Below are 24,285 nucleotides of genomic sequence, written 5' to 3' on the forward strand. Positions count from 1 at the left end.
AGGGGAGATTAATATGCCACCCGGCTAAGATTTTCCGTACCTTCGCCCTCCGGTTACGGGCAACAACTCGTCCGCGACCACCGATCTATGATTCAGAAAATCCGGCGCGAAGATGCCCTCGATTATCACGCCAAGGGTCGTCCCGGCAAACTTGAAGTCATTCCCAGTAAGGAATACAGCACCCAGCGCGACCTTTCGCTGGCCTATTCGCCGGGGGTAGCCGAGCCCTGTCTGGCCATTGAAGCCAACCCGGACGATGCCTTCAAATACACCGCCAAGGGCAATCTGGTGGCCGTTATCAGCAACGGAACCGCCGTGCTGGGGCTGGGTAACATTGGTCCGGGAGCCAGCAAGCCCGTGATGGAAGGAAAAGGACTGCTCTTCAAGATTTACTCCGACATTGATGTATTTGACCTGGAGCTGGATACGACCAACATCGACGAGTTTGTGCGTACGGTCAAAATTCTGGAACCCACGTTTGGGGGGGTCAATCTGGAAGATATCAAAGCACCGGAATGCTTCGAGATTGAGGAGCGGCTTAAGAAGCAAATGAACATTCCGGTCATGCACGACGACCAGCACGGCACGGCTATCGTGAGCGGAGCCGCTCTGCTCAACGCGCTGGAACTGGTTAATAAGAAAATGGAAACGGCTCAGTTTGTTATTCTGGGTGCCGGAGCTGCCGCTATTTCCTGCGCCCGCCAGTACGTAGCCCTGGGGGCGAAACGGGAAAACATAGTGATGTTCGACGTGAACGGACCACTCACAACCAGCCGTACCGACCTGGACGAGTTGATGCGCCCCTTCGCTACCAGCCGGGCTATTACCTCCCTGAATGATGCCTTTGCCGGCGCGGATGTATTTGTTGGTTTGTCGAAGGGCGGAATTGTGAGTCAGGATATGATTCGGCTCATGGCCAGGGATGCGATTGTGTTCGCTATGGCCAATCCAAATCCGGAGATCAGCTACGATGATGCGATGGCCGCCCGGCCCGATATTATCATGGCTACCGGCCGGTCCGACTACCCGAACCAGGTCAACAACGTACTTGGATTCCCCTACATTTTCCGGGGAGCGCTGGATGTTCGGGCTACCGAAATCAACGAAGCCATGAAACTGGCGGCCACGTACGCCCTGGCCGATTTGGCGAAGAAACCCGTTCCTGACCTGGTGAACCTGGCCTACGGCGAGTCGAACATGCTCTTTGGGCGAACCTATATTCTACCCAAACCAGTAGATCCACGCCTGCTAATCACGGTAGCACCAGCCGTAGCTAAAGCCGCCATGGAGTCGGAAGTGGCGCGGTTACCCATCAGCGATTGGGAAGCTTACGAGCAGCAACTGGCCCGCCGACTGGGGCAGGACAATCAGATTTCGCGGGTTATTCTGACCAAAGCCAAAGCTAATCCGAAGCGGGTTGTTTTTGCCGATGCCGAAAACCTGAAAGTCCTGAAAGCCGCCCAACAGGTTCGGGATGAAGGCATTGCTTTCCCCATCCTCCTGGGTGAGCGGGCTAAAATTGAAAAGCTTATCGAGGAAAACAACCTCGACTTGGGGCATAATGTACAAATCATTGACATACGCGCCCCCGAACAGCAGCACCTGATTGATCGGTTTACCGACTTATATTTCGACAGGCGTAAGCGAAAGGGTGTCAACGCCACCGAAGCCCGAAAACTGATGTACGTCCGTAACTACTTCGGGGCGATGATGGTGGAAACGGGTGAAGCCGATGCGCTTATTTCAGGTTTGACGCGTAGTTATCCCGATACCATCCGGCCAGCCCTGCAAATTATTGGCAAAGAACCGGGCGTTAAAAAAGTGGCCGGGATGTACATTCTGCTCACCAAACGAGGTCCCCTGTTTTTCTCCGACACAACGGTTAATTTCAATCCTACCGCCGAGGAAATTGTCGAGATAACCGAACTGACCGCCCAAACGGTGGAGCGATTCAACATCAAGCCTCGTATCGCGCTGGTCACGTATTCCAACTTCGGTAGTGCCCAGGGTGATGATGCGGAGAAGATGAACCGGGCCGTTGAGATCTTGCAGCAGAAACACCCCGATATGATTGTAGACGGCGAAATTCAGGCTCACCTGGCGTTCAATACCGAACTACTGCAACAGAATCACCCGTTCAGCAAGTTAGTAGGCGAAGGAGCCAACACACTCATTTTCCCCAATCTGTCGGCAGCCAACATCGCGTATAACCTCATGAGTGAAGCCGCCGGTTTCGATACCATTGGCCCCATTCTGCTGGGTATCCGCCGACCGGTGTATGTGTTACAGCTGGGTTCGTCGGAACGCGAAATCGTCAACATGGTCGCCATTGCGGTGGTGGAAGCACAGGGGAAATAAGTTTTTTTAAGGAGTTAGTATTAGGAGCGAGAACCGGTCCGCCGGTGCGATGAGAAACCATTCGGTGCCAGTAAAAAAGAAATAAGATGGTTTTCACTGCCAGATGGCTCCTCACTCCTCACTCCTCACTCCTCACTCCTAATACTAAATATATGAGAATCTTAACCGGTATCCAGTCCAGCGGCAGGCCGCATCTGGGCAATATTTTAGGGGCTATCAAGCCCGCCATTGAATTATCTAAACACCCCGATAACGAGTCGTTCTTATTCATTGCCGACCTCCATTCGCTCACAACCATTAAGGATGGCCCCATGCGCCGGGAGTTTACGAAAGCGGTGGCGGCAACCTGGCTGGCTTTTGGTCTGGACACCCAGAAAAACACCTTCTGGCGGCAGTCGCGGGTGGCCGAGCATACGGAACTGGCCTGGCATTTGAGTTGCTTCACGCCTTTTCCGATGCTGAACAATGCTACCTCATTCAAGGAAAAATCGGACCGGTCACTATCCGTGGTCAATGCGGGTTTATTCGTGTATCCGGTTCTACAGGCGGCTGACATTTTGCTGTACGATGCCGAGATTATCCCCGTCGGGAAAGACCAGCGGCAACACATCGAAATGACGCGCGACATTGCCAGTGCCGTCAACCATCAATACAATAGCGATATTTTCGTCCTTCCGGAACCCCGCATCGACGATCGGCTCATGACCATTCCGGGTATCGACGGGGCAAAAATGAGCAAGTCGTACAATAACTACATCGATATCTTCCTGCCCGAAAACGAATTATGGAAGGTGATCAAAAAAATCAAATCGGACTCCACTCCGCTCGAAGACCCGAAGAATCCAGACACCGATATTACCTTTCAATTATTCTCGCTACTGGCGTCCGAATCGCAGATTGCCGAGATGCGGGCTTTGTACGAAGGGGGTAACTACGGATATGGCATGGCCAAAAAAGCGTTCTACGAACTCATACTGGCGCAATTTACTACCGAGCGCGAACGCTTTGATTACTACACACTTGAAAATCCTGATGCGCTGGAAGCCGAACTTCGGGATGGCGAAGAAAAAGCCCGCGCCGTGGCTGGGCGCACCATTACACGGGTGCGGGAAGTGATGGGATTTAGTTAGCGGTCAAGAAAATTACCGTTAGCTAAATTGATTTGGAATGGGTGTTTCGGTTTGTGTACTTTCATTAGATTAATGAAACGTACAGTCAATTAAAAACCCCACCCTGTATAAAATGAGTAACCTATCCTACACACAAGGTCTAACTATTATTCGGCTAAAGCCCCGTGAGCTTCACTTTTTGCAGTTAGCCTGCTCCGAATTAACCTATGTCCAGATCGCCGACCAAATGTGCGTTAGCCCCCGCACGGTAGATGGCTATCGGGAAGCCTTATTCGACCGGTTCAGAATCAAAAGCCGTGTGGGGTTGGTTCTTTGGGCGTTACGAACAGGGCTGGTGGCGTAACCGTTTCCTCTAATCGACACAGCCATTTAGCCCTCTCGCAATTATTCCAGCTCGCCAGTCAATATGACCTGGCGTAGGTCGTTACGTGAATAACGCTTTTTTATTCATGTATGAACACACCCCTGATTCGTGAGATTGCCAAAATGATTGACCACGCACTGTTGCATCCAACGCTTACCGATGCAGAACTACGGGCGGGCTGCGAGCTGGTTCTTCCGTACGACGTAGCATCGGTTTGTGTTAAACCCTACGCTGTCCGCAGCACGACCGAATTTCTGGCAGGCTCTGCTATACGGATTGGAACAGTCATTGGCTTTCCCCACGGAAATAGTGCCACCGGCATTAAAGTGGCCGAGGCCGATCAGGCGTGTCGGGATGGTGCGGTTGAAATCGACATGGTGGTCAATATTGGCAAAGTACTGAGTAACGACTGGACCTATGTACGGGCCGAAATTCAGGCTGTTCATACGGTTTGTCGTGAGCACAAAGCGCTACTGAAAGTAATTTTCGAGAATGATTTCCTGCCTGATAACAACCACAAAATAAAGCTCTGCCAAATCTGTACGGAAGTTGGGGTTGAGTTCGTCAAAACATCAACCGGTTTCGGCTTTGTGAAAGGCCAGGACGGCAGGTACAATTACGAGGGGGCTACGATAGAAGACCTGCGGCTGATGCTCGATCACGTAGGACCGGGGGTTCGGGTGAAAGCGTCCGGCGGTATCCGTACCCTGGATGAACTGTTGCTGGTACGGGAAATGGGCGTTTCGCGGGTGGGTACCTCGTCAACAGCCGCAATCATGCAGGAGGCTTACCATCGGTTTGGAGCAACCACCTCCAACGAACCCATTCCCGAAATCGACGGGTATTAATCGAGCCTTATGCGTAGTTTTACGGCGTACATGATCTGGTAACCCAATGCTCAATCTTGGCTTTGTTTCGGCTATCCTGGCCGATTATGACCTCAACAGTGTGTTGAAATTTGCTTCCGACCACACGTTCAAATGCGTTGAAGTGATGTGCTGGCCGACCAGCAACGCCGATTCACGTCGGTATGCCGGTGTTACGCACATCGATGTGGACAATATGGACCTACAGCAGATTCACGACCTGACAAAACTTCACCAGGTTTCTATTTCGGGCCTGGGCTACTACCCCAATCCGCTCGACCCGAATCCCGAACAGGCGGAGTTTTATCGGGAGCATTTGAAAAAAGTTATCCGGGCGGCTGCGAAACTGGGCATTGGAGTCGTCACTACGTTCATTGGCCGCAACCCATCCCTGAGCATTACGGATAACCTGAAACTATATGCCGAACACTGGCCCGGTATCGTGAAAGTAGCCGAGGAATGTAATGTAAAAATCGGCATTGAAAACTGTCCGATGTGGTTCACGGACGATGAGTGGCCGGGCGGCAAAAACCTCGCGACTACCCCCGCCATCTGGGACCGCATGTTCGAGATTATCCCCTCCCCTATTCTGGGGCTGAACTACGACCCCAGCCACCTGATCTGGCAAATGATGGATGAAGTAAAACCCATTTACGACTACCGCGACCGCCTGCACCACATTCACCTGAAAGATGTAAAACTGTACCGGGATAAACTGAACCGGGTGGGAATCATGGCGAACCCACTGGAATACCACTCGCCCAAACTACCCGGCCTGGGCGATGTGCGCTGGCGCGATTTTTTTGCGGCTCTGACCGATGTACGCTACCGGGGACCGGTTTGCATCGAAGTAGAAGACAAGGCGTTTGAAGGGAGTCCGGACGATGTAAAGACCGCCATCCTAACCGCCCGGAACTACCTAAGCCAGTTTATGGTGCTGTAACGTTTCGGGACAATTTCGTATCTTCATTGAAAAATATCATCATGGTTGCAACCGCTCCACTTGCCAAACAGATAATCGAACGACTCAATCACGAAAAGGTTCTGTTCATCGACGCTACCATTGATGAATACTGGAATTTAGCCGATGAACTGGCCGATGCACCTTACGACATTGAGTATATAGAAGGGCATATACGCGCAAAAATGAGCCAGGCAAGCGATAGTCACGAAACAATTGTGGCTAACATGGTAGCTTTATTAAGAACCATTTTTTACAACGATCCTGCTGTGCGGGTCATGGGTAGTAACAAACTAGTTTATGTTCCAGCCTGCACACTGGCAGTCAATCCCAACGTATTGGTGATGCAGGGGGAGAGCCAGCTTTTTCAGCGCCATGGGCAGGCAGCTGGTATCACAAATCCTTACATACTGATTGAAGTTCACTCTGACTCGACCGAGAAGAACGACATGTTTGTCAAACTGCGTTGCTATAAACTACTGGAGTCGGTTCAGCACATTATTTATATTGATCAACACGTGGCAAATGTATCCGTCTATACAAAACAACTAGACATGTATCATTGGCTCAACAAAGACTTCGACCAGTTGGATATGGACGTTCGAATCGGCAATTTTACGATTCCGATGCAGGATATTTACCATAAAGTAGCCTTTGCCAGTGCTGGAAAAGCTTAATCAACTCGATACCGACCTTTTCCTGTGGCTCAATGGCCGCTACACGCCCTGGCTCGACCCAATTATGATCTGGGTGACGGAGCGCAACACCTGGTTTCCGTTTTACGCCCTGCTCATTGGCTGGCTGGTGTACCGGTTTCGGAAACACGCTATCGCCCTACTACTGACCATTGCGGCTGCCGTAGCCGTAGCTGACCAACTGGCCTCGTCGGTGCTTAAGCCCCTCACCCACCGCCTGCGCCCCTGTCACGAACTGGGGTTGCAAAAGTTGATTCATCCGGTGCTGGAATGTGGGGGGCTGTACAGTTTCGTTTCCTCCCATGCCTCCACCACGTTTGCACTGGCCACTACACTATGGCTGTTGCTGGGGAAACACTATCCCCAGTTCAGATGGGTATTCTTATGGGCAGCTGTTGTGTCGTACAGCCGGATTTATGTGGCGGCTCATTACCCGCTTGATGTGCTGGCCGGTGCGGGTCTGGGTATTTTATCGGCGTTTCTGTGCGTCCTTATCTTTCACTGGTGGCATAATCGATTCGTCACACCTGACAAACGCTTTGTCGACTAAGCCTTTGCAAGGGGTTGTTTGATAGCGTTTTACCAGCTAGCTTGCCGTTCGTATAGAGCCCACTGCACCAACCTATCCAACTATTCATGTTCAACCGGTTTCAGTCGCTGATTCGGGATTACTTCGGCTTCTCGCACAAAGAGAGCCTGGGGTTCACCGTTCTTATTTTTCTGACAATACTCTGCCTGTTCATCCCCTTTTTGTACCGGTTTGTAAGCGACCGGAACCCAATTGATACCAGTGCTACCGACCAGCGTAAACTCGATAGCCTGGTAGCCCTGATGCAGGCCGAAGAAGCCCGCCAACCCCAATTTGGCAGTCGCCCGGAGAAAGATAAAACCACCGGCGAACGGTTCAGCGAGCCCAAACTATTCAATTTTGACCCGAACACGGTCAGCGTAGCCGGGTTACAACAACTGGGGTTACCCAAATGGTTAGCCGAACGCATTGACAAGTACCGCACTAAAGGCGGGCAGTTTCGGAAGAAAGAAGACCTTCTACGTATTTATGACTTCCCACCCGACCTCTACGACCAGCTTGAGCCGTATATTGCATTGAAAGAAACGCCCCGCTCCGGCCAGTTTCCGTCGGAACGATTTGGGGATACGAAGGCCAGCTCCAGTGAACCCTACCAACCCGGCGAACGAAAACCATTTCCCGAACGACCTGCTTATGCAGAGCGTCCTGCCAAACCGGCAATCCAGCCCTTCGACATCAACACCGCCGACACGGCCCAGTTGATTGCCCTGAAAGGTATCGGTTCTACACTGGCCGGACGTATCGTGAAATTCCGCGACGCGCTCGGCGGCTTCATCACCACAGAGCAGTTCCGTGATATTTACGGACTGGATTCGCTGGTACTTGGCGAGTTGGAGAAGTTTGGCAAAATACAGTCTGCCGTTCACAAAATTCCAGTTAATACGGCCTCGGTAGACCAATTGGACAAGCACCCTTTTTTATCACGCCGACAGGCACAGATAATTGTCAACTATCGCGAGCAGCACGGTGCCTATACTTCCACCGAATCGCTCAAACCCATCCGAATTCTGGATGCCAAAACCATCGAGAAAATCGCCCCGTATCTGGAATTCTAGTCGTAGATTTTCCCGTATTCCGTCAGCAGGTGACCGCGACGGCGGACCGTTTAATTCACCTGCTGACGGAATACGGGAAAATCTACGACTTACGACTCAATAAAACCACATTCTCCACATGGTGCGTATGCGGGAACATATCCACTGGCTGCACGTTCGTTACAGCGTATCCCTCGTCCAGAATACCCAGGTCACGGGCCTGCGTGGCGGTGTTGCAACTAACATACACAATACGGTCGGGGGCCGCTTTGAGTAGCTGCCGCGTAACGGCTTCATCCATCCCAGCGCGGGGCGGGTCGGTGATGACTACCTCCGGGCGACCATGCTGGTCGAAAAAACTATCCGTCAGGATATCGCGCATATCGCCGGCCACAAATGAGGCATTGGTAATCCCGTTCACCTGGGCATTGATACGGGCATCGGCCACCGAGGCTTCAACGTATTCTACCCCGATTACTTCTTTGGCCCGTCGGGCCACGAACAGCGCAATGGTTCCGGTGCCGGTATACAGATCATACACCCGTTCGTTCCCCGTCAATCCGGCCCAGTCGCGGGTAATCTTATAAAGGTTGTGGGCCTGCTGGGCGTTGGTCTGGTAGAATGATTTCGGGCCAATCCGGAACGTCAAAGGCGGTCCGTCGGCCTCATCCATCTGCTCTTCGATGTAGGGCTTACCCGCCCAGTTAATCACCTCCTGATCCTGATAACTATCGTTTTTCTTGCTGTTCAGAATGTAGTTCAGTGAGGTAATTTGCGGGAAGTTCCTTTTCAGGTGTTCCAGCAAACCATTCAGCCAGTCGGGGTGGTCATACGCTACCTGCAACGTTACCATCACCTGCTGCGTAGTATCGGCAGTACGGATGATGAGTGTACGCAGAAAACCGGTATGGGTTTTCAGGTTGTACAGCGTCATGTCATTCGCAAAAACATAGTCCGATACGGCCTGCCGAATGGCATTGGACGGGTCGGGCTGGAGGTAGCAATGATGAATAGGCAACACTTTGTCGAACCGGCCGGGAACGTGAAATCCCACGGCCCGCTGATCAATAAGCTGGCCGCTCTGGACTTCCTGCTGCGTCATCCAGCGGCCTTCAGCGCAGGTAAATTCGAGTTTGTTCCGGTAATACTGCGTGGGGTGAGCGGGCAGAATAGGCCGGATAGTCGGGAGAGCCACCTTACCGATGCGCGTCAGATGGTCGACTACCTGCTGATGCTTGAAGTTCAGTTGTTCGGGGTACTGAATATGCTGCCACTTGCAGCCGCCACAGGTGCCAAAATGTTCGCAAAACGGCTTGACCCGTACCGCCGACCATTCATGAACTTGCTCGGCAACGGCCTCCCGATACTGTTTTTTCTTGCCGGTAATCCGCAAATCCACTACATCACCGGGGGCCACGCCCGGGCCCCCGGTTGGGTTTTCGACGAAGATTATTCCTTCGTCGGTTCGTACAACACATTTTCCTTCGGCAGCTACCGCATCAATGCGGACACCGGCTATCCGAACAGCATTCTGAGACTGGTTCTTTTTATGGTATCGTCGGCTCATGTAATTCCCTAAAAAACTGCTAATTTAAGCATCTGTTTTCGGACGGTACCCATGTTGACTTTTTTCTGAGTATGGTAAACGTATACAGTAGGTGGTGGTTATCGATATTTCTGATCAGTTTATTGCTGGTTTTGACCCATATTGCTCAGGCAACGCACATTGTTGGTGGTGAATTGGAACTGAGGTACCTGGGTACGCAGAGCACGTATACGCACCGGGTTAATTTGAATCTCTATTTTGATGATGTTAATGGCAGTCCTCAGGCCGAAGATGGGTTTGTATCCGTTGGCATCTTTGCCAAACGCACGAATCAGCTTATTGGGTATGTAGTGCTTAACCGGCTTAGCAGTCAATACGTTGCTTATACGAAACCCGCCTGTGCGAACGCCAGCCTGCGCACCCGCCTGATTCGGTACAGCATCGACCTTACTCTCGACCCGAACGTGTTCAACGATGCCGCCGGGTATTATATGTCCTGGGAGCGTTGCTGTCGCAACGGCACTATCGTCAATATTCAAAAACCGGAAGACGCCGGATCAACGTTTTATCTGGAGTTTCCGGCCCTGCTCAACGGCACCACACGGGTTACCAATTCCTCACCCGTTTTCACGATTCCCAAAGGTGATTACGCCTGTATTGGTCAGCCGTTTACGCTTGATTTCAGTGCCAAAGATGCCGACGGCGACAGCCTTACCTATACACTGGCAACGCCCTACAACGGGTTTAGTACCAGACTCGATCCGAATCCGGGCGCGTCGAATGGCGCGATACCACCCACGTTTGCCAAAGGCCCTTACCCATCGGTGAACTGGATTGGCGGCATTTCCCTGGCCAACGAAATTCCGGGCATCAGTCCACTGCGGATTGATGCTCGCTCTGGCCTGTTGCGCGTAACGCCCGACCGGGTAGGCTTGTTTGTCTTTTCGGTAGAGGTAGGTGAGTACCGCAACAAAAAATTAATCGGGGTAGTCCGGCGCGATTACCAGGTGCTGGTCATCGACTGCGCGAAGAACGACCCACCCAAACTACTCTTCCGTCCCGATGCCCAAAAAGCATTTTATCAGCAGGGAACAGTGGTGACTATTGCGGAAAAAGATACCAATTGCCTGAATCTGTACGTCACGGATATTAACCCGAACCAGCGCATCACGATCACGAATATGAGTGGGTCGCTTCCCGGCCTGACCCTCACGCCCAACGACCTGCTTACCCGAACCAGCCGCGACACGCTGTCGGCCAAATTCTGTTTCGGGCGTTGCGTTGGTGAGGATGGGAAACCCATTACGCTGCTTATCCGGGCCACCGACGACGGCTGTCCGCAGGGCCTGAGCGATACGATCAGCATTCGCCTGAACATTATCCCCTCACCGAACAACAAACCCGTTGCCAGCACCGACTTACCAAAAAACCAGGCCCAGATTACCATTGGCTCGTCACTCACCTTCAACGCGCTTGGTACTGATATCGACAACGACAATATCACGATTCAGGCCGTTGGGCGGGGCTTTACGCTGGCGCAGGCTGGTATGAGTTTCAGTTCGGGGTCAGGCGTTGGGAAGGTATCGCAGCCGTTCGTCTGGAAACCTGTTTGCGCCCAGGCCACCCAGACCAACTACATAGTTGATTTTATCGTAACCGATAACCGTTGCAATCGAAATCTGCGCGATACCGTGACGGTCAATCTGAGCGCCCTGGGAAAACCCAGCCAGCCGCCGAGTGTCCGGACAACGCTCCCACAATCCGTTATCGAACTGGTTGTCAGCCCATCCGATTCGGTTGGGCGCACGATGTTCGATGTGCTGGGCAATGACCCCGACCGGGATACCATCCGGCTGACAGGCACCGGGCGGGGGTTCGATGTGAAATCTGCTGGTATGGATTTTACCGGCAAGTTCGGTTTGCCCACCCTGCAGTCGCCTTTTAGCTGGAAACCCACCTGCGAGCTGATGGCCGGGCAGAAGGAAGCAACCTTCATTGTCGATTTCGTGGTCGATGACCGTTCCTGCCAGCCCCGTCATACCGATACAACTACCGTTACCTTCCACGTTACGAATCCATCGTTTGGGGCCGAGATTAAGGTCCCGAACGTTTTTACACCTAATAACGACGGGGTGAACGACTACTTCGCCGTGAAAGACCTGCCCGAAAACACCTGCGATGAACAGTTCAAACGGATTGATATTACCAATCGCTGGGGTGCGCTCATTTTTACCTCAACAGACCTGAAATTCCGCTGGTACGGCACCGATTCTGCCGTTGGCACCTATTACTATTTACTCCTTACCACCAAGCGCACGCTTAAAGGGCCAATCACCCTGCTACGATAAGGGAGTCTGCGGAGTTATCGGCCTTTGTGGTGGTACGGTGTTGTCAGTTTCTTAAAACCGACACGGCGGGGATAGCTCACCAATGCGTTATCTTTGTCGTCCCTTATGAAAGATAAAGTAGTACTTATTACCGGTGCTTCGTCGGGTATTGGCCGGGCACTGGCTTTTGCGTTCGGGCAGGAAGGCGCCCACATCGTCATCTGCGCCCGCAAAGCCGACACCTTACAAGCCGTACATGCCGAACTTACCCAGGCGGGTATAACGGTACTCTCCCTGACCGCCGATGTAAGTGTAGAAGCGGATGTCAAACAGGTAATCGAGCAGACCATTGCGCGGTTTGACCGGCTGGATATTCTGATTAACAACGCGGGCATTTCCATGCGCTCGATGCTAATCGATACCGACCCGGCGGTTATTCAGCGGGTAATGGACATTAACTTTATGGGAACAGTGTATGCCACCCGCTACGCTCTGCCGTATATTCAGCAAACAAAAGGGTCTATCGTAGGCATTTCGTCGATTGCGGGTTACCGGGGCCTTCCCGTACGCAGCGGGTACTCAGCCTCCAAGTTTGCCATGAACGGGTTTCTGGAAGCCGTACGGACCGAGTTACTGCACACGGGCGTTCACGTACTGACGGCATGCCCCGGTTTTACGGCCTCGAACATTCGGGTGGCGGCCCTGGACGCGCACGGGCAGGCCAAAGGCGAGACGATGCGGGACGAAAGCAGTATGATGAGTGCCGAAGAATGCGCCGGTCATATTCTCCGCGCCGTGAAAAACCGAAAACGGGAACTGATACTGACCACGCAGGGAAAACTAACCGTCTTCATCAACAAGTGGCTACCCGCCCTCGCCGACAAACTGGTGTACAATGCCCTGGCCAAAGAGAAGGATTCGCCTTTGAAGAAACGAGTGAAAGAATGAAAGGGTGAAAGAGCGAATTGGCAAACAGTCTTGCGCCAGCTATTCGCTCTTTCACTCATTCGCTCTCTAAATAATCCATAGGTTGTCCCGGCGGATGAAATAGAGTTCGTTGTGCCAGAGCACCCGTAGGTAGATGTCTTTTGTCCCTAAAATACTAACCTTGTTACCGCGCCCTACTACTTCCGCAACAGGGGCTGCTGCCGATGGATCGGTGCGCAATAACACGCGGTCCTGACTGGTAATACCCGATTGTACTCCTTCCGGTAAGTTCGTAAAAATGAGCAGGAGAAGCAGGTAAATGAACACAACCCATTTCTGCCTTCCGGAAATAGGTTCTTTACGAACCGCTTTAAGCACTAATATACCAAAAACGTATATGGCTGGGATGAGCAGAAAAAGCTGAAAGTAAAGGCCGTATTTTCGGTAGAAGAGATAGAAATAGTTCAGGTCGTCAATTTCATAACCACTCAGGTTATTGGCCCTGGCAATCTCATTCATCCGTAGCAGTATAGCATTGTCGGGATGGCGATCGAAGTAAACCTCCAGGTAATAAAGCAGCCGGGGCACATCATTCTGTTGTTCGCTGATACTCGCCAGTTTCAGGAGCATGGGGTCGGTAGCCGTGTGCCCGGCAGCCAGAACGCCTTCATACAGGTGCGAAGCCTGGATTTGCTCACCAGTAGCAAACAGCGAGTCGGCCCGGTGCAGCGAATCGGGCAGAGATAGCTGAGCCAGCCCTGTAGCGGGCAGCAAATAAAGAAAAGGAAGCAGAACGCGCCGGATGACTTTCAATGACGTAGGGGCCAGTTTTTATCTACCACCCTATAATGTCTTTGAGACCTTGCAGGGTTGATTAGCATTGAGTCAAAACGAAAAAAGCCGCTGGAAGGCGGCTTTTTTCAGGGTAGCCGTCCTTAAAACGGCAAATCGTTGCTTTCCTCGTCAAAGGCAGCATTGAATGACATAGGTGCCGGTTGACTCTGGGCAGCCGGGCGCGACTGGGCCTGAGGAGCAGCACCCCGGCTGGGGGCTGGACTTCCTTCGCCCTCACTTAGTTCGATGCGGAAAGCCCGCAATTCAGTGTACCAGCGTTCGTTGTACTCCCTCGACTCAGCACTAAACGTTGCCTTGAGCGTATCGCCATCGGCAAACTGTTTGAGGTCAGCCACTTTATCGCCCCATGCGGTCAGGCATACCTTTTTTGGATATTGACTATCCATTGTTTCGATAACAAATTCCTGTTTACTCCAGGGACCATTTTTACCCTGTCCCGTTACTTCGGGCAGTACTTTTATCAGTTTTCCTACTATTTCCAGTGCCATACGACCAGGACTTTAAAGCGTGATTTAGAAGGATAAAAGTACGAATTTTTGCCCGATTCAGGGCTATCAATCCACAAAAAAGCAAAAGATTCCGGATGGAGTTTGGCAGAAAAAAAGGAGACAGCTATCTTTGCACCCGCTCTAAGGAACTGGCCACGTGGTGAAACTGGTAGACACGCCATCTTGAGGGGGTGGTGCTGCAAGGCTTGGGAGTTCGAGTCTCCCCGTGGTCACTTTAAAAAACGCTCAAATCTTGCTGGTTTGGGCGTTTTTCTTTGCCATCGGCTCAATTGTGGCAAAAAGGTGGCAGAAATTACTAATTCAAAAGCAGGGCTTGACGAAGCGACCCAACCGAAAAAAACACCCTTATAAAGAACCATTTATCTCCATGCCAGCCCATAGCAGGCTGGCTAAACAGTGGGCAGTAGGATACGGCCTTTAGCCCGGAGTGGCTTTTCAGCGTCTGAACAGTCGGCTACTACTCGCGTATGTGGGTCTGAAGATTCATGGACAAAAAAAACCGGCACGGAGCCGGTTCTGGCAGGACGATCAAAAATGAAAAATCCTAATTTGGATGTCCATCAGTACGGGAGCAAAATAGAATCTTCGACGGGGGAGTCTGTTACACGCTCATTTACTATCTGTGCCAGCAGCAGGTCGTGTCACCCGCACTATTGAGCTATTTGCTCTACAGCTTTAGCTAGAAAGTGTGTCAACTCGCCCTTACTATTGCGTAGAGGATTAATCTCAAGATGGCAAATATAGGCCTGGCCATTTTTGCGATAATTCACTAAGTCGGTCTGAACGGCCTGGGCTTGTCTAATGGAGTTTCCGATATAACGTGTTATGAGGGGATCAGTACCAGGTCCCTGAAGCATCTTAGGTGTTCGACCAATAACTTCTTTGGGTCCGTAGCCGGTCATGCTCAGAAAATTATACGTTGTCCACAAGATGGTATTCGATACGTCTGTCAGGATCAAGGTGGAGCCAAGTTGCATACTTTTCAGGTAGGCAGCTTTCAGGTGCTTATCTATAGACCAGTTGAATGTGTGATTTAATTGGCGGAAATGATCTTCCTCTTTTCGCTTGGCGATCTGTTGTGCATTCTCAAGCAAAGTAATCTCGTATGATGCAGCGGGAAAGCGTGACTTGCACTTTCGATAAGGCTGATAATAGTCAAAGTTCATAATTTTGCGTAGTAGAAATCACACATCGGTTACACTCTGTCCCGAGATGTGTATATTACTGATTTAAACTCTTGTAGTACTGCATTGTTTACATAGAGCCAAAACCTATTCTACCATTACCTTAATAACGTTGTAAAAATTTGTGTCTAATCTCCTATCTGCTACAAGTCAAACGTTTTTAAATATTAGCTACCATCTCCGGTAAATACTGGTCATCCCAGCCTGCCAGTTTACGCCTGCCACTGATACTTCCTCTACAATTGACCCGTTTCGGTAGCTGTGATGCAAATTTACGCACAGTAGCCGTATTTTCCATGCGCACCCGCTGTTGATCTTCCCGAAATACTATGTCCAGGCTACACGGGTCCGTCCGTGCGGTATAGCTGTTTTTTGATGCCCCAATGCTGGAGAACCAATTGGTTGAAAGCCTTCTGAACTGGTCCTCAAAAACGGCTATTTAAATGCGTTTAACCTGTATATGCCAAGTCTGGTTATTCCTCCCCATTACCCTACTCCGGCGTAGCAATAATCATTTGCAGAAACAGATTGATCACGTTCCTAAATTCTCACCCCTGTTAGTCCTCCTACGGGTCCAGAAACTAGTTGTGCCGGACATTTCGGCGGGTAGGTCCAGGATGATACAGTGTCGGACCGAACTCTACTCTAATCGCTGACCCAGCAGATAGTCAGAATCAACGGAATAGTCCCTTTGCTAATTAGCAGCTGAAATGAGTTTGGGCAACTGAACCAGTTTGAACCAGTGATGGCAGAAGGATTCTATATCCCGTAGTGCATCCTGTTTTAACATGAGCGAATTGGCACCCGCCCGGTAATAACGGACAACCTCACTCTCGGAGATGGCTCCTGTCCAGACCACCACGGGGATATGGCAACAAGTTTCTGAATGCATAATCCACAACAACAGATCATACCCGTTCATGAGGGGCATATTGGCATCCACCATAATCAGGTTTGGCTGAAAGCCTCCGGTGAGTTTTTGCGTAGCCTCAATGCCATCGCGCACATGCGTCAACATTACCCGTTCATCGCATTGCTTGATGTGGCTGGCCAGTAACATTAAATCATCATCGTCATCATCGACTACCAATATATCAAAATTCATAAGTTGTCGGGCCGAAAGGTTAACTAATTTGTCTGGGTATACGCCACTAAAACCAACCCAGGGGCAGGTATAGTTGAATAACCTGTCTGACAAACCATTGTTCTGAATGAACCAAAAACATATGAACAAATGACTATTCTGTGCGCATAACGGGTCACGACTTATTTTTTTATCACAATTTAATCTTGCCTTTGCCACGTTTTGAAAAAAGGCTACGTAAGAAAGAGTAAACCCCCTTGTTCATGCGTAAAACGTGTACCTGGTACGTGTTTCAATCAGTTCATTTTCTTTCTTTACTAAAACCATGAAAAAACAAATTATGCTTGGCCTGATACTGGCAGTAACGCTGGGGGCCTGTAACCAGAACAGTAACGTCACCCCCACAACAACCACATCGGCGATTGTAGGGGCGGGCCGGACAACCACCGACTCGTACGGAAAAGGTACAACCATCACCGCCGACCAACTGCCTGCTGCGACTACAACTTACCTCACTACCAACTATGCGGGCTATACACTCATACAGGCCGTAAAGGGCACCGACCGGATGGGCGCAACGTTTTACGCGGTTGTAATCGAGCAAAACAGCGTTCGGCATCACCTCCACTTCGACGCTAATGGGGCTTTTGTGGTTAGCAAAGGGGGACATGGTCCCGGTATGAACGATGCGAACGAGACCACTATTACGGCCGATGCGCTGCCAGCCGCCATTACTACCTACCTGACTACCACCTACCCCGGCTATACCCTGGTGCAGGCCGAACAGGCAGCGGATTTGGCAGGTGTCGTGATTTATTACGAAACGGTCATTACGGTTAGTGGCAAAACGTTCCAGCTTAACTTCGACCCGGCAGGCAACGTACTCAAAGGCGGTGGCGGTAAAGGAGGTCCTGGTGGCCCCGGCGGAGGAAAACCAATGGGTACCTCGTTAACGGCCGCTCAGTTACCTGCTACCGTAACAACGTACTTGACGACCAACTACACAGGGTATACCTTCGGGCAGGCGTACCAGGCTACCACGCGGGATGGCGTAACGGTGTATGCTGTAATGATTACGCAGAACAGCACCAGGTACTTCCTGCTGTTTGATGCTAACGGTGCTTTTGTCAGCGTTCGTACGGGGAAACGCTAGACAATCATCGTGCAATAGAAACGGGGATGAATTGACGGCGTAGTCAATTCATCCCCGTTTCTATTACTGGCCATACGTCGCTTTAACAGAGCGAAGCATTCCCTTTATCAACACCTTTGGATTTATTACTATCGCCCGCCAAACTGGTGCATTATCCCTGCCTGTACACCCCAAAATAAATCATCATGATTGTGCACTGCGGGTTTTAGCTGCGGACTAATAAACGGGCTGGCCCGAAAGAGCCATCCTTTACACTGCCGCTCAATACCAGCCGATACCGTCACATTATTGATTACAGAAACCGGTACCGGTTCTCGATACAATCCGTGATCGAATGAGCGACTATTCTCGCGGTAATCGAACGTGAACCGGTTTCGGGCGTACAAGTTGGTATTGGTACCAATCCCAAAACGAAGCGACCAGTCGTGCCCCAGCGGATAATGATAAGCTACCGTGAGAGGAAGCTGAACCAGTTGATACGATTGAGAAATATCCAGCAATTCGTAGCTATACGGAATATTGGGAGCGTAGAGCGTGCGAAAATCCTGATGGGTTCGCTTTTGAAAGTCATCGTCAGAAAAGAAGTGGTCACCCTGGAGGGTTAGCTGAACGCCCGTCTGAATACTCCAGTGGGAATTAAGCCGCCACTCGCCCAGCAGTGAACTACTAAGCTGGTCATGCCCAAGGCCCACCCCGGCCCCCGCCCACAGGGACGAACCTGCCACGGCTACCTTCGGGAAAGCCCAGTGAAGGCGGTGTCTGGGTGTCAGTCCCGACGTAATGGAAACAGCCTTCACCGGGCGAACCAGGCTGTTACTTAAAGCATATTGCAGTAACGGCCGGGCCTGTAAAAAGTCAGCGTTTACGGTTACTGCGCCTGATGGCTCCGGTATCAGGTCCATTGCCGCTTCGCTGTTTCCCGACGCAGTACGAACGTATTTCGTATTCTTCTCCGTTTGGCCCGGGTGGGTCGCCTGTGGTTCGGTTGCTACCAACGGATTACCCGACCGCTGGCTAGTTGTAAGCCGTATACTGGCTCCTTTCCACCTGGGGTCTGATACCTGTTTCTCCACATTGGCAGACTCATCAGGCACCCTGTCGTCGATAGCGTTAGCCAGTGGCCGGTTCGGATCAGTCAGTACAGAACCGGCTACCCGTTTTAGTTGCTTCCCGGCCAGACTATCCTCTTCCAGCGGCTGCCCACCGAGTGCTACATTCATCAGACCTGCCGATGGTGTTGGTCTTCCCGTTTGGGTTATGTCCCTAGTCAGGTCTGATCCGCCGGGAACGCGTTTGGCAGATGGACGGAGCAGAAGCTCATTCTCTCTTTCTCCAGCTCCAACTGGTTCAGTTTTTCGTTGCGGCACAGACACTATACGATCCTGATACCGGGTAATGTATACTGTATCGGGCTGACTGGCCGCTAACGAATGATGCGGCAACTGGCTTGCTGCATACTGATGCTTCAGCGAATCAATTGAACTGTAGAGGTTTTTATTCGTATGGTATTGGTTTATATTATACAAAAGAGAACCAATCAGCACAGCACCAGCCGTACCATAAAGGAGTGCTTGGCCCCAGCCGATGCCGGGTTTGCCGGGGCCATTAGCCGATAAATAGCCAAAAATACGATCCACATCGCCCGCGTCCGCTTCGGCCGGAAGACCGAGCATTTTGCGCCGGAGTTCGTCATCAAATCGTTCAGTTTTCATTGTATCGCTGGTGCGGCCAGTTATATTGCTGGTACAGGGCCGGGTGGATCTGTTTAATCATGGATTGTAATTTACGGCGGGCATCCCGCAGGTTCGACCTGGACGTACCCTCCTGAATATCCAGCATGACGGAAATTTCGGTATGTGAATACCCATCCACTACGAACAGCGTGAACACCATCCGGTAGGTGGTGGGTAATTGCTGAACCAGAGCCAGAATCTCCCGAGCCGACATGGCACTGATGATGTCATCATTCCAGTCTGCCACATCAATATCCTCCAGCCCAACCTCTCCGGCCCATTTCTGTTTTTTTCGGTAGTAATCGACCGCAGTGTTCACCATTATCGTTCGCAGCCAGGCTTCGAAGGACTGGGTTGGGTCATAACGGGCGAGGTGCGTAAAAACCTTGAGGAACCCATCGTTGATGATTTCGTCCGCTTCCTGCGGATGAGCGGCATAACGCATACACACGCTTTTGGCGAAGCCCGCAAACTGACGAATCAGCTCATACTGTGCCCGCTCATCCCCTGCCAGGCATGCCTGCAGAACGCTCGGCAAATCGTCCTTCGTAAAGCGCGGTTTTCGGGTAAACAGCAAAATGTCAGTCGTTATTTTCGTAGGCAGGCGTTCCTACTTATCCCATACGGATAAACAGGACGAAACGTGGGGTGAGTGGCCAACTATTTTCCAGACATTATTTTTTCATTAAAGCACCCCACGTTTCGAGCCGCTGCGCCGTAATAAAAGTTGAAGGCGGTTTACTCCCCGCCGAAAACAATGAACATGAATCGCATAGCCTCCATTCTGCTACTATTTTGCCTGTTTACACCTGCACTTATCAACGCTCAGGACAATATCGTGCTGAAAAGCGGTACTGAAATAAAAGCGAAGGTACTGGAAGTATCAGCCACCGAAATAAAATACCGTAAACAGGACAATCCCGATGGTCCCATTTACACATCGGGTGTGGACGACGTATTGTTGATCAATTATGCCAATGGCACCAAAGATATTCTGGGCAATGCCCCCTCTGCGGTAGTCCAACCATCGACTCCCCTCCTGTCTTCGTCGCAACCGTTGCGTTCGGTAGCAGGTTTACGCTACGACGGTGGGTGGTTCAGCCGCCATTTCAGTACGCAGCAGGGAGAAGTGATCCCCAATCGGCAGGTACGCTCGCTTCTCGTTACCAATCAACAGGCACTACACTCATTTGAACAGGGGCAACACCTGCGCCGGTGGACCTACGTAACGGCGGGCGCGGCCATTGCGTTACTGGGTACAGGGGCGGCTCTGGCGGCTTTCGGCGATGGCCGGTTCGGACACGACGGTAATCGAATGAATAACAACGATCCAAATGTGGGTAGTACCACCGATATGGACGGAAACAGATTTCGGCACCGGGGAGATGGAGCCACAATTGCCGGTGTGGCCGTGGCGGGTACGGGGCTGATACTGGGCGTCACCGCGCTGATTCTGGACCATGGGGGTACGGTGGCTTTTCGGCGGGCTGCTAATCGATACCGCAGCCAGCCCGCCACTAGTCTGCACCTGACACCGGGGTACCGGGGTACCGGTTTAGGCTTATCCCTGCGCTTTTAGCGGTCCATATGCTTACCAATAATCAACAAAACTATGGCATTCAACCTAGTTTCTTTACAGCAGTATCTGCTCGACCGGTTCAGGATTCCGCCCGGCTGGGTCTGGCTCGACACTTGCTTCCGGCAGGACCTGAGTTTATCCGAATCGGATATGAAGCAACTCCTCGGTTTTGTGAGTCAGCAAACCGGGCTGGCCTTTCCCGAAAGAACTGTTCGGGACATTTCGGATGTGTTCGATCTGCTGGTTCATGTCCTGCTGCAAACAGAAACAACCGAAATGAGCAGCGCTTACTTCGATTCGCTGGTATTCATGGGGCCCTCCTCCCAATCCGACTTTCAGCCCTTCGGTACTGCCCTGTTGCAACACGTTCTCATAAATTAATCAGTAACAATAACCCAAATGACGAATACAACCGAATCAATGGATCGCCTGGCTTTTCTTAAAGAGCTGGGTCTTAAGGGGGCGGCTCTTGTCGCTTTTTATTGCGGAGCCGGTACCCTTGAATCCTGCTCCAAATCGGATAATATAACCCCGGCGGCCGCGCTGTCCTCGCCTATTACACTGGACCTGACAACAGCAGCCTACTCTAAACTCACTACGGTTGGCAACTATGCGTACACAGGCAATATTCTGGTAGCCCACATAAAAAACGGGAGTTACATCGCCATCTCGAAAGTGTGTACCCACGAGGGCACAACGGTACAATACGTTTCCAGTTCAGACAGTATATATTGTCCAAACCACGGAGCTACCTTTACAACGGCGGGAACCGTTACGAGTGGACCAGCCCGGCAGTCGCTGACGCAGTACAAGACAACCCTAGGCAGCGACGGCAAGACCCTGCAAATCAGCAACTAAACGCTCATGAAAAAACTTCTTGTTCTACTACTTTGCTTCGGGTTGCGGATTCACGCCCAGGATACCACAAAGGTTACCGGCCAGACGACAACACCCATTACCGTGGCTACAACCTCTGCCGACCAGATGCTGGCCGCGATGACCGATTCGTCGACAGCCCAGCCGCTGTTGCCCCATAAAATGCTGTTTACCCAGCGGGTGTTCTGGGGGCCAAAGGGTTTATTACGGGTTATGAATCTGGCACCGCTGACCCCTGAGGGACGTGAGAAAGAGCTTAAAGTACGTCGGTCGATGCTGGTGGCACACCAGGTAATGGGATTCGTGACGCTGGCGGGTTTTGTGGTGCAGGGTATTCTGGGAGCAAAACTCTATAATGCCCAGGGCGACCAGTACCGGCGGTTATACGATGCGCACCAAACCTCGGCTGCCTTTATCAACGTTGCCTACGGTACTACGGCCCTGCTCTCCCTAACCGCTCCGCCAAAACTGCTGGCCGACCGGAAGGGACTGAGTGGCATAAAGTTGCATAAGTACTTAGCTATCGTTCACCTGACAGGGATGATCGCCACGAATATTCTGGCCGGTATGATTCGGCAACAGCCCGAACTGAAACCCTACCACCGGGCGGTGGCCTATACTACGTTTGGGGCTTTTGCGGCTTCCATCATCGCCATTAAATTCTGAGCAGACACCTTATTTACGACTCCCCATGCGTTATAAATTATTGATAAACGGGTGCTTAGGCCCTTTCCTGTTAAGTATCCTGATCGCGGCTACGGCGGCAAGCCATAAACTGATAGCCGACAAAAAAACGTCGACCGTCACTTACACCATGTACCACCCACTCCATACCTGGGACGGCGTTAGCCATGATGTCAATTGCGCAATTATGTACAACGACGACAGCAAACAGGTAGAAAGTGTAGCAGTAGCCATTAAAGTGGCCTCGTTCGATAGTAAGGACAGCAACCGGGATTCGCACGCGCTGGAAGTGCTCGACGCTATCCGCTACCCCAACGTCACGTTCGTCAGTCAGCAGGTTGTGCCTAATGCCGATGGCACGCTGAAAGCAACCGGGAAACTTACGTTTCACGGGGTTACCAAACCCACCGTGCTGGTTTGCACCCGGAAAGACAATGGCAACAGCCTGACCATCGATGGCTTGTTCGATATTAACATGACCGATTTCAACATCGAACAGCCGTCGTTACTGGGCATGAAGGCCGACAATGCCATAAAACTCAAATTCACCGCTAGCTTCACCCGGTAAAAGAAATCTATTTTCGGGGTAAAACAAGCGGGCTGTCAGGGCAGTTTTTTTTTCAGCCATTGGGATCAGCAACGACCCTGATGGCTTTTTTTACGTCCGATACTTTTTCCCGCAGCGCATCCAGCGAATCGTCCATGACGGTTACATGGCCCATTTTACGGAAGGGCTTTGTGATGGCTTTCCCGTACAGAAAGGGGAACACACCGGGCATGGCGAGCAGACTCTCCAGTCCTTCATAAACGGCGGGGCCGGTGTGTCCGTCTTCGCCGAGAAGGTTGACCATAGCGGCTGGCTGGTAGGCCGATGTGTTACCGAGGGGGTAGTTCAAAATGGCCCGCCAGTGCTGCTCAAACTGCGACGTGACGTTGGCCCGGATGGTATGATGACCGCTGTTATGCGGACGCGGAGCCACCTCGTTGATGAGTACGTTCCCCTGCTTATCCAGAAATAATTCTACCGCCAGCAGGCCAACAATACCGAATGCGTCGGCAGTTTGGCGGGCAATGGCCTGCGCCTGCCGGTCGATTTCGGTCGAAATTTCGGCCGGGGCAAACAGGTACTCCACCAGGTTAAGTTCGGGGTGAAACACCATTTCTACCGTCGAAAATGTTTGCACTTCTCCCCGTTCGTTGCGGGCCACGATAACGGCTAGTTCTTTCGCAAAATCAACCGCTTTTTCCAGAATACCCGGTGCATCAAAAGCTTTGCCCACATCGGCAATGGAGCCAATACGCTGAACCCCCCGCCCATCGTACCCATCCCGACCAAGTTTATGGAAGGCTGGCAGGAAGTCGGGCTGATCAATCTCGATCATGGCCACATCGGCGCGGTTATCGGTCAGGATAAAATCGGCAGTGGGCAGGTTATGGTCGCGGTAAAATTGTTTCTGAAGCCGTTTATCCTGAATAATACGAATCACGGACGGCTGCGGAAATACCCGCTTCCCTTCCCGTTCCAGGGCTTCGAGGGCTTCTACATTGACGCGTTCAATCTCAATGGTCAGCACATCAACCGATTGTCCGAACTGATAGACTGTATCATAATCGGTGAGCGAACCCATTGTAAACTGTGTACACAGGTGCCGACAGGGAGCTTCGGCGTCCGGGTCAAGAATATGAACGCGGAGGTTCCAGTCGATAGATGCCTGCAACAGCATCAAACCAAGCTGCCCCCCGCCAAGAATACCAATAGTAGGTGTCAAGGGAGTAAAAGAACGAAAGAGTGAAAGAGCGAAATCAGGCCAGTGATGCCGCATTAGCCGAC

General features: G+C 51.6%; 24 protein-coding genes and 1 tRNA gene. 17 read left to right on the plus strand and 8 right to left on the minus strand.

The window, feature by feature from the left end; genetic code table 11:
• The first annotated feature begins 87 nt into the window (after positions 1-87).
• The 8 genes from B157_RS0111845 to B157_RS0111875 all read left to right on the plus strand — a co-directional run bounded on the left by B157_RS0111845 (position 88) and on the right by B157_RS0111875 (position 8,018).
• Entirely contained in the window at positions 88-2,358 is a 2,271-nt protein-coding gene (locus B157_RS0111845; RefSeq protein WP_020603542.1) for an NADP-dependent malic enzyme, read from the plus strand.
• Between the two features lie 152 nt (positions 2,359-2,510).
• Positions 2,511-3,488 carry a tryptophan--tRNA ligase gene (trpS, locus tag B157_RS0111850; protein WP_020603543.1) on the plus strand — a complete coding sequence of 326 codons (978 nt, stop codon included), beginning with the start codon at positions 2,511-2,513 and terminating at the stop codon, positions 3,486-3,488.
• 112 nt (positions 3,489-3,600) lie between these two features.
• Entirely contained in the window at positions 3,601-3,831 is a 231-nt protein-coding gene (locus B157_RS37430; RefSeq protein ID WP_084761802.1) for a LuxR C-terminal-related transcriptional regulator, read from the plus strand.
• A 110-nt stretch (positions 3,832-3,941) separates the two neighbouring features.
• Positions 3,942-4,700 carry a deoxyribose-phosphate aldolase gene (gene deoC / locus B157_RS0111855; protein WP_020603544.1) on the plus strand — a complete coding sequence of 253 codons (759 nt, stop codon included), beginning with the start codon at positions 3,942-3,944 and terminating at the stop codon, positions 4,698-4,700.
• A gap of 46 nt (positions 4,701-4,746) precedes the next feature.
• On the plus strand, positions 4,747-5,661 hold the full coding sequence (locus B157_RS0111860) for a sugar phosphate isomerase/epimerase family protein (protein WP_020603545.1): 915 nt from the start codon (positions 4,747-4,749) through the stop codon (positions 5,659-5,661).
• Positions 5,662-5,702: 41 nt separating this feature from the next.
• Positions 5,703-6,356, plus strand: a complete 654-nt coding sequence (locus B157_RS0111865) for a Uma2 family endonuclease (RefSeq protein ID WP_020603546.1) — start codon at positions 5,703-5,705, stop codon at positions 6,354-6,356.
• Positions 6,340-6,924 (plus strand): phosphatase PAP2 family protein, encoded by a 585-nt coding sequence (locus B157_RS0111870; RefSeq protein WP_020603547.1) that lies wholly within the window; start codon positions 6,340-6,342, stop codon positions 6,922-6,924. Before B157_RS0111865 ends, B157_RS0111870 begins: the two co-directional genes overlap by 17 nt.
• Positions 6,925-7,010: 86 nt before the next feature.
• Entirely contained in the window at positions 7,011-8,018 is a 1,008-nt protein-coding gene (locus B157_RS0111875; RefSeq protein WP_020603548.1) for a ComEA family DNA-binding protein, read from the plus strand.
• An 82-nt stretch (positions 8,019-8,100) separates the two neighbouring features.
• Here B157_RS0111875 and rlmD read toward each other — a convergent pair whose 3' ends face one another.
• Positions 8,101-9,564, minus strand: a complete 1,464-nt coding sequence (rlmD, locus tag B157_RS0111880; RefSeq protein ID WP_020603549.1) for a 23S rRNA (uracil(1939)-C(5))-methyltransferase RlmD — start codon at positions 9,562-9,564, stop codon at positions 8,101-8,103.
• Between the two features lie 71 nt (positions 9,565-9,635).
• Here rlmD and B157_RS0111885 point away from each other — a divergent pair, with 71 nt between their 5' ends.
• Positions 9,636-11,891, plus strand: coding sequence for a T9SS type B sorting domain-containing protein (locus B157_RS0111885; RefSeq protein ID WP_020603550.1), 2,256 nt, complete (start codon positions 9,636-9,638; stop codon positions 11,889-11,891).
• Positions 11,892-11,996: 105 nt separating this feature from the next.
• On the plus strand, positions 11,997-12,818 hold the full coding sequence (locus B157_RS0111890) for an SDR family oxidoreductase (protein ID WP_020603551.1): 822 nt from the start codon (positions 11,997-11,999) through the stop codon (positions 12,816-12,818).
• A 66-nt stretch (positions 12,819-12,884) separates the two neighbouring features.
• Here the strand turns inward: B157_RS0111890 and B157_RS0111895 are convergent, their stop codons facing one another.
• Entirely contained in the window at positions 12,885-13,610 is a 726-nt protein-coding gene (locus B157_RS0111895) for a hypothetical protein (RefSeq protein WP_020603552.1), read from the minus strand.
• Between the two features lie 122 nt (positions 13,611-13,732).
• The gene (locus B157_RS0111900; RefSeq protein WP_020603553.1) at positions 13,733-14,140 is read right to left on the minus strand and encodes a DUF3127 domain-containing protein; all 408 of its coding nucleotides are present in this window, start codon (positions 14,138-14,140) and stop codon (positions 13,733-13,735) included.
• Positions 14,141-14,291: 151 nt separating this feature from the next.
• On the opposite strand from B157_RS0111900, the gene B157_RS0111905 reads away from it, so the two are divergent.
• A tRNA-Leu gene (locus B157_RS0111905) sits at positions 14,292-14,373 on the plus strand.
• 438 nt (positions 14,374-14,811) lie between these two features.
• Here B157_RS0111905 and B157_RS35150 read toward each other — a convergent pair.
• Positions 14,812-15,327, minus strand: a complete 516-nt coding sequence (locus B157_RS35150; RefSeq protein ID WP_020603555.1) for a PAS domain-containing protein — start codon at positions 15,325-15,327, stop codon at positions 14,812-14,814.
• A 712-nt stretch (positions 15,328-16,039) separates the two neighbouring features.
• Positions 16,040-16,450 carry a response regulator gene (locus B157_RS0111925; protein ID WP_020603556.1) on the minus strand — a complete coding sequence of 137 codons (411 nt, stop codon included), beginning with the start codon at positions 16,448-16,450 and terminating at the stop codon, positions 16,040-16,042.
• Between the two features lie 304 nt (positions 16,451-16,754).
• Between B157_RS0111925 and B157_RS0111930 the strand changes: the two genes are divergently transcribed.
• Positions 16,755-17,582 (plus strand): PepSY-like domain-containing protein, encoded by an 828-nt coding sequence (locus B157_RS0111930; RefSeq protein ID WP_020603557.1) that lies wholly within the window; start codon positions 16,755-16,757, stop codon positions 17,580-17,582.
• 128 nt (positions 17,583-17,710) lie between these two features.
• Here the strand turns inward: B157_RS0111930 and B157_RS0111935 are convergent, their stop codons facing one another.
• Both B157_RS0111935 and B157_RS0111940 read right to left on the minus strand, forming a co-directional pair.
• Positions 17,711-19,294, minus strand: coding sequence for a porin family protein (locus tag B157_RS0111935; RefSeq protein ID WP_020603558.1), 1,584 nt, complete (start codon positions 19,292-19,294; stop codon positions 17,711-17,713).
• Positions 19,284-19,892 (minus strand): RNA polymerase sigma factor, encoded by a 609-nt coding sequence (locus B157_RS0111940; protein WP_020603559.1) that lies wholly within the window; start codon positions 19,890-19,892, stop codon positions 19,284-19,286. Before B157_RS0111940 ends, B157_RS0111935 begins: the two co-directional genes overlap by 11 nt.
• A 186-nt stretch (positions 19,893-20,078) precedes the next feature.
• Between B157_RS0111940 and B157_RS36830 the strand changes: the two genes are divergently transcribed.
• Genes B157_RS36830 through B157_RS0111965 form a run of 5 tightly spaced genes read left to right on the plus strand, consistent with a single transcriptional unit; the run spans position 20,079 to position 23,022 of the window.
• Complete coding sequence (locus B157_RS36830) at positions 20,079-20,894, plus strand: hypothetical protein (RefSeq protein WP_157618405.1); 816 nt, start codon at positions 20,079-20,081, stop codon at positions 20,892-20,894.
• Positions 20,895-20,927: 33 nt separating this feature from the next.
• Positions 20,928-21,275: a hypothetical protein gene (locus tag B157_RS0111950; protein ID WP_020603561.1), complete on the plus strand. Its 348-nt coding sequence runs from the start codon at positions 20,928-20,930 to the stop codon at positions 21,273-21,275.
• 18 nt (positions 21,276-21,293) lie between these two features.
• Complete coding sequence (locus tag B157_RS0111955; RefSeq protein ID WP_020603562.1) at positions 21,294-21,752, plus strand: QcrA and Rieske domain-containing protein; 459 nt, start codon at positions 21,294-21,296, stop codon at positions 21,750-21,752.
• Between the two features lie 6 nt (positions 21,753-21,758).
• Entirely contained in the window at positions 21,759-22,436 is a 678-nt protein-coding gene (locus B157_RS0111960; RefSeq protein WP_020603563.1) for a hypothetical protein, read from the plus strand.
• A 25-nt stretch (positions 22,437-22,461) separates the two neighbouring features.
• Positions 22,462-23,022, plus strand: coding sequence for a YceI family protein (locus tag B157_RS0111965; RefSeq protein ID WP_020603564.1), 561 nt, complete (start codon positions 22,462-22,464; stop codon positions 23,020-23,022).
• Positions 23,023-23,074: 52 nt separating this feature from the next.
• Here the strand turns inward: B157_RS0111965 and B157_RS0111970 are convergent, their stop codons facing one another.
• Positions 23,075-24,223: a 5-(carboxyamino)imidazole ribonucleotide synthase gene (locus B157_RS0111970; RefSeq protein ID WP_020603565.1), complete on the minus strand. Its 1,149-nt coding sequence runs from the start codon at positions 24,221-24,223 to the stop codon at positions 23,075-23,077.
• Between the last annotated feature and the right edge of the window lie 62 nt (positions 24,224-24,285).

The sequence above is a fragment of the Spirosoma spitsbergense DSM 19989 genome (genome assembly GCF_000374085.1).
Taxonomy (GTDB): Bacteria; Bacteroidota; Bacteroidia; order Cytophagales; family Spirosomataceae; genus Spirosoma; species Spirosoma spitsbergense.

What these genes read in the sequence shown, in the direction of transcription:
- B157_RS0111845 (WP_020603542.1), top strand. Translation starts at nt 88, where the DNA reads ATGATTCAGAAAATCCGGCGCGAAGATGCCCTCGATTATCACGCCAAG.
- trpS (WP_020603543.1), top strand. Translation starts at nt 2,511, where the DNA reads ATGAGAATCTTAACCGGTATCCAGTCCAGCGGCAGGCCGCATCTGGGC.
- B157_RS37430 (WP_084761802.1), top strand. Translation starts at nt 3,601, where the DNA reads ATGAGTAACCTATCCTACACACAAGGTCTAACTATTATTCGGCTAAAG.
- deoC (WP_020603544.1), top strand. Translation starts at nt 3,942, where the DNA reads ATGAACACACCCCTGATTCGTGAGATTGCCAAAATGATTGACCACGCA.
- B157_RS0111860 (WP_020603545.1), top strand. Translation starts at nt 4,747, where the DNA reads ATGCTCAATCTTGGCTTTGTTTCGGCTATCCTGGCCGATTATGACCTC.
- B157_RS0111865 (WP_020603546.1), top strand. Translation starts at nt 5,703, where the DNA reads ATGGTTGCAACCGCTCCACTTGCCAAACAGATAATCGAACGACTCAAT.
- B157_RS0111875 (WP_020603548.1), top strand. Translation starts at nt 7,011, where the DNA reads ATGTTCAACCGGTTTCAGTCGCTGATTCGGGATTACTTCGGCTTCTCG.
- rlmD (WP_020603549.1), bottom strand. Translation starts at nt 9,564, where the DNA reads ATGAGCCGACGATACCATAAAAAGAACCAGTCTCAGAATGCTGTTCGG.
- B157_RS0111885 (WP_020603550.1), top strand. Translation starts at nt 9,636, where the DNA reads ATGGTAAACGTATACAGTAGGTGGTGGTTATCGATATTTCTGATCAGT.
- B157_RS0111890 (WP_020603551.1), top strand. Translation starts at nt 11,997, where the DNA reads ATGAAAGATAAAGTAGTACTTATTACCGGTGCTTCGTCGGGTATTGGC.
- B157_RS0111900 (WP_020603553.1), bottom strand. Translation starts at nt 14,140, where the DNA reads ATGGCACTGGAAATAGTAGGAAAACTGATAAAAGTACTGCCCGAAGTA.
- B157_RS35150 (WP_020603555.1), bottom strand. Translation starts at nt 15,327, where the DNA reads ATGAACTTTGACTATTATCAGCCTTATCGAAAGTGCAAGTCACGCTTT.
- B157_RS0111925 (WP_020603556.1), bottom strand. Translation starts at nt 16,450, where the DNA reads ATGAATTTTGATATATTGGTAGTCGATGATGACGATGATGATTTAATG.
- B157_RS0111930 (WP_020603557.1), top strand. Translation starts at nt 16,755, where the DNA reads ATGAAAAAACAAATTATGCTTGGCCTGATACTGGCAGTAACGCTGGGG.
- B157_RS0111935 (WP_020603558.1), bottom strand. Translation starts at nt 19,294, where the DNA reads ATGAAAACTGAACGATTTGATGACGAACTCCGGCGCAAAATGCTCGGT.
- B157_RS36830 (WP_157618405.1), top strand. Translation starts at nt 20,079, where the DNA reads ATGAATCGCATAGCCTCCATTCTGCTACTATTTTGCCTGTTTACACCT.
- B157_RS0111950 (WP_020603561.1), top strand. Translation starts at nt 20,928, where the DNA reads ATGGCATTCAACCTAGTTTCTTTACAGCAGTATCTGCTCGACCGGTTC.
- B157_RS0111955 (WP_020603562.1), top strand. Translation starts at nt 21,294, where the DNA reads ATGACGAATACAACCGAATCAATGGATCGCCTGGCTTTTCTTAAAGAG.
- B157_RS0111960 (WP_020603563.1), top strand. Translation starts at nt 21,759, where the DNA reads ATGAAAAAACTTCTTGTTCTACTACTTTGCTTCGGGTTGCGGATTCAC.
- B157_RS0111965 (WP_020603564.1), top strand. Translation starts at nt 22,462, where the DNA reads ATGCGTTATAAATTATTGATAAACGGGTGCTTAGGCCCTTTCCTGTTA.